The following is a 13,369-nucleotide window of genomic DNA, read 5'->3' on the forward strand; positions in this document are numbered from 1 at the left end:
AACAAGTTACCCATATCGGCTGAAACACGCAGCCGCTATCAAATAGCTTCTTTACAGAAGCATTTTTGAATACTTTTCTAATGATATTAATCTTAGAAACATGTAGGCTTACATCGCCACCTAAACTCTTGAAGTTATAGGTGGAGAATTACGCCTATTTGTTAAAAAGATAGCTATTTCCATCAGCGTATAAGGCTCTTTTGCTCCTCAAGCAAGCTCTAATGCTATGTTTGAGATTAGTTAACTTGTACAAATTTGACTTACAAAACGCACAACGTTGAGAGGTTTTGCCTACTCTAGGTGAACTTGCTTAAGTGCAGTTTTTCTATATTTAACAGTCATATGCGATACTATTGGATGCATTAGCCTGCTCAAAAAGCACAAAAGCACCATGTCTCCTAGATGAAACCCTGATAAATAGACAGTTTGTAATCTATTTTAGGGGCATCTAAGCTGCATGATGCTTTTACCCTGACTTAAGGCAGAGTGCATTTTTATCCAGGCTCTATAAGTTCGATCAGAGAAACTGTTTCTTAAAAGTAGGACAAATTTATCTGTAGACTTGTACAAATTTGCCTATCAAATGAGCAAAATTTGTGTAGAACGCCTGGTTTGACCGTGATCCAATTATAACATTTTCACAAGATACATACATACATGAATGTATGTTATAATTTCATCGCATTCAAATCACTGTCAGTGGCACTTTAGAGGTAAACATGTCCAAACGTACTCATGCTGAGGCTCTTCAGACAAAAAGAAGCATCCTTGATGCTGCAGCAAAGGTTTTTTCCGCTAACGGTTTTGCTAAAACCTCCTTGTCTGACATTGCTCGCGATGCTGATGTAACTCGTGGTGCTATTTACTGGCACTTTGAGAATAAGACTGAGCTTCTCAGCGCTTTATTAGAGGATGAGGCTCAGAAGCTCAAGTTAGTTTCTACTTTAAGAGCAGCTGCAAACGAACAGCAGCGCGATCCTCTGGGCATTTTAAGACAGTGGAGCATGATGCACTTTTCTGAGGACTCACGTGTCTTCTTTAACTCTAGCATCATGTCTATTTTCGAGGGCATTATTCATAACAACTCACAAGTTGAAGCTCGTGAGCGTTTAGAAGAACTGTTAAAGACTCGTGCTGCCCTTATCGAAGAGGCTATTCGTAACGCAGTAGTTCATCGTCAGCTGCCTCCAGATACTGACATTGAGCTTGCAGCAACTTACTTACAGGCATCACTGCAGGGCCTTATTATGCAAATGCGTCAAGGCTATCGTAATCTGCCTGTTGAGCAGTATCAGCTCATTGTTGACACTATCTTTGCTCACATCGGCGAACTACGCCGCACTGCTGGCTAAAGAGTGCTAGTTTTCCAAACTCGATAGTGCCCTGATTCATATACCAAGTGCATTAAGGACACTTTGTCCTATTGAGCCTGGATAAAAAATAAAAAAGCCGTATCCCCTGCCAAAAAGAGGATACGGCTTTTTTCATTTCATTAAGGACAGCAAAGAGAGCTTATTGGTGCTGCCCTTTGAGGTTGTTTTAGTTTGCAGAGCGGATTGAACCGTCTTCACATAAACCCACGGTGCCAGCATCAATGCCCTTTTCAGCAATAACATGGGCCTGTGGTGGCAGAGGGCGTGGACGACCTGCATCATCTACAGCTACATACGTAAAGCTAGCCTTAGTAACAAGGTTACGCTGAGCTGCCTCTGACTCATAAATCTTCTTTACCCACAGCTCTAAGTTGATCTTTAAGGAGGTGCGGCCAACCTTGATGCAGCGACCATAACAGCAGACAACATCACCTACCTCTACAGGACGGATGAAGCTCATGGCGTCAACAGCAACAGTAACGACGCGGCCATGGGCAATCTCACGAGCTAAAATCGCACCGGCAATATCAAGCTGAGACATGATCCAACCACCAAAGATGTCACCTGCAGGATTGGTATCCTTAGGCAGTGTCATGGTTCTGAGGAGGAGATTACCAATTGGTGGATGGACGGCATTAGAGTCGGTAGTGTTGTTATTTTGCTTTTCTTCAGACATGTTACCTCCGAATCTACTTCGAGCATCAACAAAGTGCGCTAAATATTATGGTCAACTACAAAGCTCTGTAGTGTTGCCATCTTGGAACTATCTGATGACAATGCCTTACACATCTTGTCAAACAGCCCCACCATATATTCAAAGCAGGCTCATTTTTTTCAGTTGCATTATATGTGATTTTTCTTGATAGGGGGAAAGGAAAAAGCTGCTAGATGCTCAGATCAAAAAAGCCCGGCGTGAGCCGGGCTTTAGGTCAGTTGCAAAACCTAGAGGTGGCCTTGCAAATTACGGATGGTCTATATAGGAGAGTTACCCTATATACGTACGTAACCTTGTAATTTCACATACATAAGCTAAGCAATAGCTTATAAACACAAACAATATGGATTTAGTATCTGTACTTTGTACGTGGCAAAGCTCTTATCCATATCTTTTGTAACTGCTTAGCTTTAAGTAAAGGATTAGTAGAGGATTAAGTGTACTGAGGTTGAGCCGTGCACACCGAATACGGTAACAAGTTCAACATCTGAAGTACGTGATGGACCTGCAATGAACAGAATGTTAGTTGGCAGGACATCGAACTCACTCTTAACCTTCTTGAGAGCCTCTGAAAGTGACTTAACTACGCGCTCTTTTTTCAAGAGAATAATGCACAGTGGGGTCACTAAGGAGAGCATACGTGGCTGATTCTCAGTAGAGGGAACACATGCAACACCATGAGAGGCTACGCCAGCAAAGGCATTAATAATAGAGAAGTCAGTGTGGAAGACCTGTTCACGGATATCCTCGATCTGACGATCAAAGCACAGCTGTGATGAGGCGGTGATCTTCTCTAAATCTAAACCTAAGTCCTTTGGATAGACCATGCTCTTAGCATTGTGGGAGGCAGTGATCTCATTGATGGTCTTGTACAGATCAGCTTCATTGACATCATGTACCACAAACTTGTTGTTGGTCATGTTCTCCTTGATGTTCTCGATCAGATCTTCTTTCATCACGATGTGAACAACAGGATCTTCAGTTTCCTTGCGGCAAAAAGCTGGATCTTGGTAACCAGCACGTACTTTCTTTAAGATCTCTTCACGGCTGCGCGAAGAGATGCTAGCAATTACATCATTCATACTTTACACCCTCGATAGCCTGAACCTTCTTGTAGAAATTGCCAGTTACATCAGGCAGTTTCTTAAATGCAGCCCACTCTTTTGCAACAGGGAGCATAGGACCGAAAGTTGTAACCAGAGAGTTCATGATGTGAGCCTTGGAGAATGAAGATCTCCACAGGTTGCCGCTAGTAGCCATCTTGGCAAACATGCTAAAGACCAATTGCTCAGAGGAGCTAGCCTTAACATTCTCAGAACCAGTGATGCTGCCCTCGCCTTGGCCAACCTTGTAAGAGCGTAACTCACGGATGAGGTCAGCAAGAGGAATGCGCTCAGGGCAAACCTCAGAACAACGGCTACACTGTGAACAGAAAGAAAGCACGTCACCAGTCTTATCAAGACCGAATAAGTTTGGAGAGATAACCTCACCAATTGGGCCTGGATAAGTAGTACGGTAAGAGTGGCCACCGATCTTGTCATAAACAGGGCAGAAGTTCATGCAAGCACCGCAACGAATGCAGCGCAGCGCCTCATAGAAATGCTTGTGCTTGAGCATTGAGGTGCGGTTGTGATCGAAGATCACAATGTGCATCTGACGAGGACCGTCCTTGTCAGTTTCCTTACGAGGACCAGAGATGATGTTGTTGTAAGTTGGGATGAACTGACCGGTTGCAGATGGAGTTAACAGGTGCACTAAGGTAGCTGCATCATCAAAGGTCTCAACGATCTTCTCAATACCGCAAATGGCAACATGAATGTCAGGAGCGGTAGTACACATACGACCGTTACCTTCGTTCTCAATCAGCCAAATAGCGCCTTCTTTAGAGATAGCAAAGTTAACGCCAGACAGACCCATCTTAAGAGTCTCGAACTGATTACGTAAGTGGCTACGAGCTATGGAGTTGAGCTTTTCAATATCTGACTCAACTGGTGCGCCTAACTTATCGTGGAAGATCTGGCCTACTTCATAGCGGTTGCGGTGAATAGCTGGAACCACGATGTGCACAGGAGGCTCGTCGTTAAGCTGTAAAATGAGCTCACCTAAGTCAGACTCAACTGCGTTGATGCCTTTCTCTTTTAAGTATGCATTGAGGCCAATTTCCTCAGATGCCATAGACTTACCTTTGAGAATCTTATCAACATTATTTTGCTTCATAATTTGATAGATGATCTCGCAGGCATCTTTGTCTGAGGAGGCAAAGTGCACTTGAATGCCATTCTTAGTGGCGTTCTTCTCGAACTCTTCGATACGATCGGCAAGAGACATTAAGGCATTATTCTTTACCTGACGTGCTCTGTCACGTAAGCCTTGCCAATCTTCATATTTGTTCTCAATGAGGTTAAGACGGTTGCCCTGCAGGGTGTGCATGGCCTTAGTCAGGTTCTCTCGCATCTGAGAGTCATTGAGCTTATCGTGAACGATAGTCTTGTGAGGGATGTTAGCCAGTTCCATTACAACTTCTCCCCAGTCACACGCTTGTAGATAAAGTCATAGATGTTCATGACTTTGATATCAGTGATGCCCTGCTTTGCTAAAGCGCCGCTGATGTTGAGGATACAGCCGTTATCACCAGCTAAAACGATAGAGCAGCCAGTTTCACGGATGTGCTTGATCTTCTCAGAGACCATGGCGTTTGAAATCTCAGGCTCTTTAATAGAGAAAGTACCGCCAAAACCGCAGCACTCTTCTTCATATGGAACATCTACTAAGGTGACATTCTTGAGCTGACGAATGAGAGCTTTTTGAGCTGGGATGCACTCTTGAATACGTAAGGAGTGGCAAGAGACGTGGAAAGTAACCTTGATAGGCTCGCCCTTATCCTCAAGCTGAGCATTTAAAACTTCAGTTAAGTACTCGGACTGATCATAAATACGGCTTGCAAAACGCTCTACGCTATCACGTACATCCTGTGAGTCCTCACGGAAGAGATGACGGTAGTCGTGGCTCATCATGCCGGCGCAAGAGCCAGCCGGAATCACGATTGGGTAGTCGTTATCTGCAAATAAGGCCATGTTGTAAAAAGCAACTTCTTTTGCTTCTTTGAAATAGCCTGAATTGAAAGCAGGCTGTCCACAACAGGTCTGCTTCTTCTTAAAAGTGATCTTTGCGCCATACATCTGCATGAGCTTAATTGAGCTAATTACACTGTCTTGCAGTGCAGTAGAACCCATACAGGTAGCAAAGAAATTAACATTATGCTCCATACGTAAATACCATCCTGACGTTTGAGCGATTCAAAGTATTCATTTTGCTTAAAGTCGTAGCTGGGCACAACAAAATCTCCTCTGTGCCCTGATCAAGACCTTGGCAATAGATATTGCAAATTATAGTACAAAGGATGGAGCTGACAGATCCTATCCTTGCAAACGCACCATGTGTACGCATAAAAGCAAAAACCCGCAAGTACTTGCATAAAGGGTTGAAAACAAAAGAAAGGAAAAAACCTAACTTATCCAAGCCTCTAGAGTAAGTGCGGGATAAAAGTTACAAATACACATAGTGGTATGTGCACAGATGCTAGTTGCAATGGGTATTAGCATTTAGCCAATTGAGTTCGTTGCTGTTTTAGCAGCTAGCAATGTGCAAGAAATCTTTTGAGGTGAGATAACAAGTCTTTTTAAGGCTTGTGATGCAAACTGGCAACTTAACAAGATAGCTAGTAAGTTGCCAGGTTTGCTTAATCTTAAGCTGCCCCTAGCTTCATAGTAGGAGCAACTTTTAGATCACTAAACTCTAATTAGTGAGCAAGTGGTACAGTCTCTGGAATCATCCATGGGAGGAAGAATGCAACACACAGCACCCAGGTTGCTACGAGGAGGATGAAGGCTACAGAGTACTTTAAGGTGAACTTGAACAGTTCAGACTCCTTGCCAACTAAGCCTACAGCTGCGCAAGCAATGGCGATGGACTGTGGAGAAATCATCTTACCTACTACACCACCTAAGGAGTTAGCGGCTAAGAACAGAGCCTCACCAATGCCTAAGGTCTTAGCAGAAGCCTGCTGGAGAATACCGAAGAGCAGGTTAGAAGAGGTGTCAGAACCAGTGAGGAACACACCAATCCAACCGATGATTGGGGAGAAGAATGCAAAGGCGCTACCAGTGCTTGCAAATGCAAGACCTAAGGTGGTAGACATACCGGAGTTCTTAGCGATGAAGGCGAATGCTACAACCAGACCGATGGTGATGATTGGGATTGCCATCTCCTTTAAGGTGTCCCAGAAGCACTCCATGGCGTCGTCAGTCTTAATGCGCAGGAATGCGATGGTGAGCAGAGCTGCGATAAAGATAGCGGTACCAGCCTGGAAAGCGATGAGGTTCACAACCTGAGCAACCTTAACATCGTGCAGAATGGTTGAGTCTAATACGTCAGGTGACTTAATAGAACCAACAGTAGCGTTGAACTGTACGGTTACCTGAGTGAACTCAAGAGCAGAACCCTTACCAAAGAGGCTTAAGAACAGTGGGTTGGTCCAGATGATGATGAGAACGATCAGGAGTAAGAATGGAGTCCAAGCACGGAATACGGTCTTGAAGTCTAAAGAGCTCTCACTAGTGAAGTTGGTCTCACCGTCTAAACGGAAGATGTTCTTTGGCTGCCATGCTCTTAAGAAGAGAGTGGTACATACTAAAGCAACAACAGCAGAAGTAATATCAGGTAACTGAGGACCAATGTGGTTAGAGGTGAAGTACTGAGTAACTACGAAAGAGGTAGAAGTTACAAATACTGCAGGGAAGGTCTCACGAACACCCTTGATGCCGTCCATTAAGAATACGATGAAGAATGGAACGGTGAATGAAAGAGGTACGAGTAAACGACCGGTCATTGCAGAAACAGAGTTTGCATCAACACCAACAAGGTCGGTCATAGCGGTGATTGGAATACCAACAGCACCGAAAGCTACAGGAGCGGTGTTAGCAATGAGGCACAGACCAGCTGCGTACATTGGCTTAAGGCCGAGGCCTACTAACAGAGCAGCAGTAATAGCAACAGGACCGCCGAAACCGATAGCACCCTCAAGGAAGGAACCGAAGCAGAAGCCGATGAGCAGAACCTGAATACGGTGATCAGGGGTAATGCTAATAACAGACTGCTTAATAACTTCGAAAGAGCCGGACTTAACAGACAGCTTGTATAAGAAGATAGCTGCGATAATAATCCAAGCGATTGGCCACATACCATTGGTGTAGCCTTGTACAAAGGATGCACCGATTAACTGTACTGGCATGCCATAGAAGAAGAATGCAACAGCAGCAGCTAATACAACGGTAATAAAACCAGCCTGATAGCCCTTAAGCTTAAAGACAACCAGACAGAGCAAGAAGCAAATGATAGGTAACGCTGCGACCAGAGCGGACAACCAGATGTTGCCGGCTGGATCGTAGTTTTGAATCCACATAGGTGACAATCTCCGTAAAAACAGGGAGCAACTGACTCGCGCTCAATACTAATAGAAAGCAAATGATCTTTAGTTGAAAGTATTTATCAATTGAAAAAGCTTTAAAGCCTTTTTCTCACTGTGTTTGTATACGGCACGTCAAAGTGTGAAGTAAGTCAATTTGAAAATCCCGTTTAAATCGGGGTTTTTATTTAAGTGCAGATAAATGAGATCCAAATCAAAGAACGTGAATATTATCAACTTGCTAGGATGACCTGGTGAGCGTTACAGAAAAATGCCCCAAATGATCTCATTGACCAGCAAGAAATGCAAAGAGCAAACTTGTATACAAGCTTGACCTCATATGGAATATAGCTTATTGCTTGTATACAAGTTAGTAGTAATAGTATAAAAAGTACGCGTGTAAATACTGCCTAATTGACAACTAGGATCCTAGTCGCCAACTGTAAAGCTAGATTGCTTATTTAGGCCGTTTGCATGGTATAAATCACATTTATTCATAGCACTTTTCACATAATTGCACGATGGCATGAAATGGTCATATAATGATTGATACCTATGTCTGAAATTTGCGCACTAAGCTATTTCATGCATGGCTGTGTTGATCATCTTCTAAAGAAACTCTCTTAATGGCGGTGATCTTGTAAGTTGAGCTTTTGCCGCTGTACAAACTGTTGAGATTAAGCTTCTTGTAGACGCCAAGAATGCATCTAAGCTGCAGCCTCATCTACATCATATAGATGTTGACTACAGAGCTATTGCTTAGTTTCGTACACGATTAAGCTTAAGCCCCTGCTAATGACGGGGCTGTAGACATAATATACATTGTCTATTTTCATCATGCAGAGCATGACTCAGTGTTAAAAACTTAATACGTGCATGACTTAAGACAATGCTACATAAGCTTAGAGCGGCGAACGGTTAAATTGCTGTATGGACACGAAACCTCCTCCTTGTAAGCCTTTAAACCCATCTGAAGTAGTTATTAACAACGCTACTCAGGTCTCTTTTAGCGAAGAGCCAATGTCTACAGAGTCTCTGTATGACCACCTCAATAAGGTCTCTCGCTCTTTTGCCATTACTATTCCGCTGATGAGTGGTCCATTAAAGGACTGCGTAAGCCTGGCGTACTTGCTGTGCCGCATTGTCGATACAGTTGAGGATGATGCCAAGGCCAATACAGTAGATAAGATCACTTGGCTATCTGATATCTCTTTCCTTGCTGGCGACGACTTTGCCGATAAAGATGTGCTCTTTAGACTCAAAGAGAAAGCTTTAGAACTGTGCTCTGAGGGCTCTAATGCAGAGTATGTAGCTTTACTGCATGATATGGATAAAGCAGTTAATCTGCTTGAAACCTATGATGACGATATCAAAGAGATAGTGTGTCACGCGGTTGCTATCCTTGCACATGGTATGGCTAGCAATTTAAGAAAGACTTTAGACGAGGATGAGAAGGGCATTTGTAACCTCGATGATGTAGATAATTACTGCTACTTCGTTGCAGGTGTGATTGGTGAAATGCTCGCTGAGTTGTTTGCTCTGTACAATCGTGATGTTAATAAGAATGAGCTTATGGAGCTGGCGGTGTCTTTTGGCGAGGGGCTGCAGCTCATTAATATTCTGCGTGATCGTGCTAAAGATGCTCAGCGTGGTGCCTTATTCTTGCCAGTTAAAGATGAACAAGATGTCTTAGAGTACGTGGCGTTAACTCAAGGCCATTTAGATGACGCCATTAACTTCATCTGTGCTTTGCCAGTAAAAGACAGCTCCGGCAGCCGTATGTTCTGCCTCACTAATGTATGCATGGCCCTCTTGCTGCTGCGCCAGGTTTCACGTGATCCAATGAATCCTCAATGTGACTACCGCCTTACTCGAGCTAAGGTGAAGCGCATTTTCGTCTTATGTCGTTTAGCAGCCCACTCTAATACTTTAGTAAGAGCATTAAGCTTCATTCTTTCAGCAGGCATGCGCCGTCAACGTCGTAGCGTACGTCGTCTGCGCGACAAGGTCTCAATTTGGGATCACTCCTCAAATACTAACTAAGCGCAATATCCACGCTTACCACTTCTTTGGCATACCGCTCACGTCTTTTGATGGTATGCCACTACACCAACACGCTCAAAGCATACATTCAAAGGACGCAACTTCACCCTCCACACCAAGTCTTGTATGCATCAGTTATTTGCACATTTTAGTTAGAGCTTTGCTCTCTTTGCTATCACCTAGTTGCACCTTAGCCATTCTCTAGATGGTCTCTGTCACGAGCTATTCTCTAGATGGTCTCTGTCACGAGCTCTAAAGCAACGACAATAGCCGCATGAATACTTTGATAACTGCAAATATCTATGGCGGGTCTCTAAAATTGTCACTTGCAAACTTTCAATTATTGTCAGTTGCGCACATGAGTTAAGTGCATGCTACAATCAGCTTTTAACGAACTAGCGACGGCCTAAGTTGAGCTGTGTAGTGTGGTTTACTCACCTAGGCGACAGGGGCAATATTAGTTTGCCTGTACTGATGGTTAAAATGATTTGTACTAATACGTCGCTAAGCTTTGCATAGTAGTATGGCGCTATAAGTTTTGTGTCGTGCTCTGTACGATATTTCGGAGATCTTATGTTTAAGAAGTTATTAGCCATCGGTTTTGCAGCAGTAACTGCTATTTCTATCTTAAATACAGCTGTAGCCGCTGACGCTAAGTACAAAGAGGGTGTTAACTATCAAGTTCGTGCTGAGAAGCTTACTGAGGTTAAAGAAATCAGAGAGTTCTTCTCTTTCTGGTGCGGCCACTGTTTCTCACTGCAAGAGACCTTTGACAACCTCGAAAAGGCTTATCCAAATGCAGAGTTTGTTCGTAATCCTGTAGCTATGCTCGGTGGTCCAATGGGCCCAGAGTCTCAAAGAGCCTTAGTTGTGGCTAAAAACTTAGGCATGGAAGATATCTTTGTTAAAGAGCTCTTCAAGAGCATGCATACTGACGGCAAGATTCCTATGAGTCACGCTGAAATGGCTGACTTCATGGCAACTGTAGGCATTGCAAAGACTAAGTACGAAAAAGAGTACATTTCATTCCCAGTAATGGGTGCTGTTGCCAAGTTTGATAAGTGGGCTAAAGACATCAATATCGATGCAGTGCCTGAGATCCTCATCAATGGTAAGTATTTAGTTACCATGGAGTCTGTACAGGACGAAAAGGATTTATTCAATCTCATCGGCTATCTGCTTGAAAAAGACGGCGTTAAAGATGCCAAGAGTGCCGAGGCTAAGTAGTTTTAGCTAAATTAAGCTGCACTCCAAGATACAAAAAAGGTCGCATTATGCGACCTTTTTTTATGCAAGCACAGACTCAAGCTAAGCCCTAGCCAATTAGACCTTGGTTTCCTGATTATAGCTGCACTTGTCGATAGTGATTGCCTCTTGCTGTGAGCTTATAGCGCTCGGTGCGCCATCAAAGACGTTGCTTAGCGCATTACATTTGTAGATTGTGTATCTACGCCTGTCTGTGAGGACTCTGAGCTTGGAGCAGCGCCTTCTAGGCATACTGAGGCACTTTCTTGGCCTTTTGCTGCGCTATCTGGTTCTGCTGCGGCACTTTCTTGGCCTGTTGTTGTGCTATCTGGGCCTGCTGCGGCACCGTCTTGACCTGTTGTACTTTCTAGGTCAGTTGCTGCGACGATATCACGAGGCACATAATCAATGCCCTTAATGGCAGCGATGGTCTCATCCTTCACTTGCCAAATAGCGCGGAGCTTAGTGTTAAAGTTGCGCTTAAATTGCTTATCGTTGAGGTAGTCGCCAATAAGATGCTCTTGAATTTCTTCTTTGCTAATTACTTCAACACGAGCTGCAAACTTGTGCAGACGACCACATAACAGCGACATGAAGATATTGGTACCTGGTTTGTTGTCAGGGTAAACCAAGGTGGTGTTTAAGATGCAGTCGATGTTATTGCCGATGATGCCTAAGGCAACAGCAAGAGAGGTAGCCTTTGGTGGCATCAGGTTTTGGTAAGGGGTCTTTTGTGCAACTGCCTTAGCCTCAGTAAAGCGAGTACCCTCTACAAAGTTAACTAAGCTTGATGGGTAATTTACTAAGCTCTTGCAGGCTTTACGGGTAGCATTGACATCTTTGTTCTTAAGCTTTGGATTCTTTAAGATCTTGGCCCGGCTATAACGGCGTAAAAAAGGCATACCAACGGCGTAGCAAACCTGGCCAATCACAGGAATCCAGATTAAGGATTGCTTTAAGAAGAACTTGGTAATTGGGATACGACCACGGTATAAGTGGCATAACAGCACGATGTCAGCCCAAGTTACATGATTAGAGATAATGATGCATGAGCCGTTGATCTTAATATTCTCAAAGCCTTGTATATCCCAATCAGCTTTGTTGGTAAGACGAATTAAGAAAGCATTGTTCAGGCAAAAGCACTTGAACGCGAGCTGATTAACCACATCCACCACTTTGAGTACTGGACGAATTGGCAAAATGAGCTTAATAAATGCCATTAGCAGCACTGGAATGGATATCAGTGTTGTACCAATTGATAACCAGACGAAGTTGATTACAAAGAGGATTGGTGCGGGTAAAAAGTGAAGCATAACTAGTCCTAGGTATTGGGCTGTTAGTTGCGACCTCTACATAAAGAAAGTGGTCGTGCTATTAAGTGACGCAAGCATCTAGCCACATCCAAAGCCCCATAAGTAATGTACATTAACATTTAACTGTTATGGGGAGTGAGAATATCCTTGTGTTTAGATCAGCACAGAGCTCTAGAAAGATGCGATGCTTAGTGTCGAATCAAAAGATTTTATCACAGACAGCACAAGGCTTTTGTTGCGCACCTCTCAGGCTCAGTAGCTGAGCGTTGCAGTTGGCTACATAAAACAGGTTAAGGCATATGAGTGGGCATGACATCTGCACTGTGTGAGGCACAGGATAAAGGGCCTAATGTTTTCAGGTGCGTAAAAAGCCTATATACTTATGCTCACGATTTTTATGGAGTTTTCTATGAACAAGGTAAAAGCAGGTACATCAAGATTAAAGTTCTTAAGCTACATTAAAAGCGCCGTTGCCATCGTAGCGATGTCGTTTGCTTTTACTAGTGTGTCCCATGCCGCACCATCTCCATCAACCGTAACTATTGGCAATAGCTCAAGTGCTGCTTTAGGTAAGTTACTGCCTGGTTTTAGTATCCATCACACTAAGAAAGATCGTTTAGTCACTGTAGTTAAGAATGATGGCAGTGCTAAGGCATTTATTCGTGTCATGCCAGCAGCAGCTCATCTAAGCACTACTAAGTCCTATGCACAAAATGTTATGGACTCTTACTCAGGCTGGGGTCTTACCGCGCAGATTTCACGTCGTGGCTTTAGCTTTAACTATGTAGATAACGCACCGTGTGCCGGTTTAGTTACTTACTTTGATGGTGCCTCATATTTGATGTTTGGTGCCTGTGGCATGATCAGTAAGGATGAGTTATTTAAGGCCTACTCCGTTGCCAAAAAAGAATTAGGCCTTGATGAGGCTCTCAATCGCTCCGCCATGCCGTCGGTTTACTACTAAGTTATAGCATCAGTGGTTTTCCACTGATGTTTTACAAAAGAAAAAGGACTCTTTCCACTAAAGGATTGAGTCCTTTTTCTTTTGCAAAATGCTATGCCACCTTAAGGCTATCTCTTAACTAAGAGGCCTCCTATGTTGTCGTGTGCAATGAATTTGAGCATATTAACGCAATGAAAACAGATCCTCTGGCTAAAATTTAAAAGTGATCCACGTTGTGTATAGTTTTGCAAAAGTTAGTAAAAAAAATAGCCA

10 protein-coding genes are annotated in these 13,369 nt (G+C 43.5%); 4 read left to right on the top strand and 6 right to left on the bottom strand.

Annotated features, from left to right (window positions below; all coding sequences use genetic code 11):
* The first annotated feature begins 719 nt into the window (after positions 1-719).
* Positions 720-1,352, top strand: a complete 633-nt coding sequence (locus RDO37_RS00250; RefSeq protein WP_052339054.1) for a TetR family transcriptional regulator — start codon at positions 720-722, stop codon at positions 1,350-1,352.
* Positions 1,353-1,539: 187 nt separating this feature from the next.
* Here RDO37_RS00250 and yciA read toward each other — a convergent pair whose 3' ends face one another.
* From yciA to RDO37_RS00275, 5 genes are all read right to left on the bottom strand, one after another.
* The gene (gene yciA, locus RDO37_RS00255) at positions 1,540-2,049 is read right to left on the bottom strand and encodes an acyl-CoA thioester hydrolase YciA (RefSeq protein WP_308497708.1); all 510 of its coding nucleotides are present in this window, start codon (positions 2,047-2,049) and stop codon (positions 1,540-1,542) included.
* 461 nt (positions 2,050-2,510) lie between these two features.
* Positions 2,511-3,170: a lactate utilization protein C gene (locus tag RDO37_RS00260; protein ID WP_308497709.1), complete on the bottom strand. Its 660-nt coding sequence runs from the start codon at positions 3,168-3,170 to the stop codon at positions 2,511-2,513.
* On the bottom strand, positions 3,163-4,602 hold the full coding sequence (locus tag RDO37_RS00265) for a LutB/LldF family L-lactate oxidation iron-sulfur protein (protein WP_308497710.1): 1,440 nt from the start codon (positions 4,600-4,602) through the stop codon (positions 3,163-3,165). The genes RDO37_RS00260 and RDO37_RS00265 overlap by 8 nt, the downstream gene beginning before the upstream one ends.
* Positions 4,602-5,354, bottom strand: a complete 753-nt coding sequence (locus tag RDO37_RS00270; RefSeq protein WP_273322232.1) for a (Fe-S)-binding protein — start codon at positions 5,352-5,354, stop codon at positions 4,602-4,604. Before RDO37_RS00270 ends, RDO37_RS00265 begins: the two co-directional genes overlap by 1 nt.
* Positions 5,355-5,887: 533 nt before the next feature.
* Positions 5,888-7,549, bottom strand: a complete 1,662-nt coding sequence (locus tag RDO37_RS00275; RefSeq protein WP_308497711.1) for a lactate permease LctP family transporter — start codon at positions 7,547-7,549, stop codon at positions 5,888-5,890.
* A gap of 933 nt (positions 7,550-8,482) precedes the next feature.
* On the opposite strand from RDO37_RS00275, the gene RDO37_RS00280 reads away from it, so the two are divergent.
* The gene (locus RDO37_RS00280; RefSeq protein ID WP_308497712.1) at positions 8,483-9,595 is read left to right on the top strand and encodes a squalene/phytoene synthase family protein; all 1,113 of its coding nucleotides are present in this window, start codon (positions 8,483-8,485) and stop codon (positions 9,593-9,595) included.
* A 573-nt stretch (positions 9,596-10,168) separates the two neighbouring features.
* Positions 10,169-10,822: a thiol:disulfide interchange protein DsbA/DsbL gene (locus RDO37_RS00285; protein ID WP_273322240.1), complete on the top strand. Its 654-nt coding sequence runs from the start codon at positions 10,169-10,171 to the stop codon at positions 10,820-10,822.
* A 191-nt stretch (positions 10,823-11,013) separates the two neighbouring features.
* Here the strand turns inward: RDO37_RS00285 and RDO37_RS00290 are convergent, their stop codons facing one another.
* Positions 11,014-12,153 (bottom strand): acetyltransferase, encoded by a 1,140-nt coding sequence (locus RDO37_RS00290; protein ID WP_308497713.1) that lies wholly within the window; start codon positions 12,151-12,153, stop codon positions 11,014-11,016.
* Positions 12,154-12,562: 409 nt separating this feature from the next.
* On the opposite strand from RDO37_RS00290, the gene RDO37_RS00295 reads away from it, so the two are divergent.
* Positions 12,563-13,117, top strand: coding sequence for a hypothetical protein (locus RDO37_RS00295; RefSeq protein ID WP_281709811.1), 555 nt, complete (start codon positions 12,563-12,565; stop codon positions 13,115-13,117).
* Positions 13,118-13,369: the final 252 nt, after the last annotated feature.

It is taken from the genome of uncultured Anaerobiospirillum sp., assembly GCF_902485895.1.
In the GTDB taxonomy this organism is placed as follows: Bacteria; Pseudomonadota; Gammaproteobacteria; order Enterobacterales; family Succinivibrionaceae; genus Anaerobiospirillum; species Anaerobiospirillum succiniciproducens.

Coding starts and splice junctions, on each gene's coding strand:
- RDO37_RS00280 (WP_308497712.1), top strand. CDS start 8,483: ATGGACACGAAACCTCCTCCTTGTAAGCCTTTAAACCCATCTGAAGTA.
- RDO37_RS00265 (WP_308497710.1), bottom strand. CDS start 4,602: ATGGAACTGGCTAACATCCCTCACAAGACTATCGTTCACGATAAGCTC.
- RDO37_RS00270 (WP_273322232.1), bottom strand. CDS start 5,354: ATGGAGCATAATGTTAATTTCTTTGCTACCTGTATGGGTTCTACTGCA.
- RDO37_RS00260 (WP_308497709.1), bottom strand. CDS start 3,170: ATGAATGATGTAATTGCTAGCATCTCTTCGCGCAGCCGTGAAGAGATC.
- RDO37_RS00290 (WP_308497713.1), bottom strand. CDS start 12,153: ATGCTTCACTTTTTACCCGCACCAATCCTCTTTGTAATCAACTTCGTC.
- RDO37_RS00295 (WP_281709811.1), top strand. CDS start 12,563: ATGAACAAGGTAAAAGCAGGTACATCAAGATTAAAGTTCTTAAGCTAC.
- RDO37_RS00250 (WP_052339054.1), top strand. CDS start 720: ATGTCCAAACGTACTCATGCTGAGGCTCTTCAGACAAAAAGAAGCATC.
- RDO37_RS00275 (WP_308497711.1), bottom strand. CDS start 7,549: ATGTGGATTCAAAACTACGATCCAGCCGGCAACATCTGGTTGTCCGCT.
- RDO37_RS00285 (WP_273322240.1), top strand. CDS start 10,169: ATGTTTAAGAAGTTATTAGCCATCGGTTTTGCAGCAGTAACTGCTATT.
- yciA (WP_308497708.1), bottom strand. CDS start 2,049: ATGTCTGAAGAAAAGCAAAATAACAACACTACCGACTCTAATGCCGTC.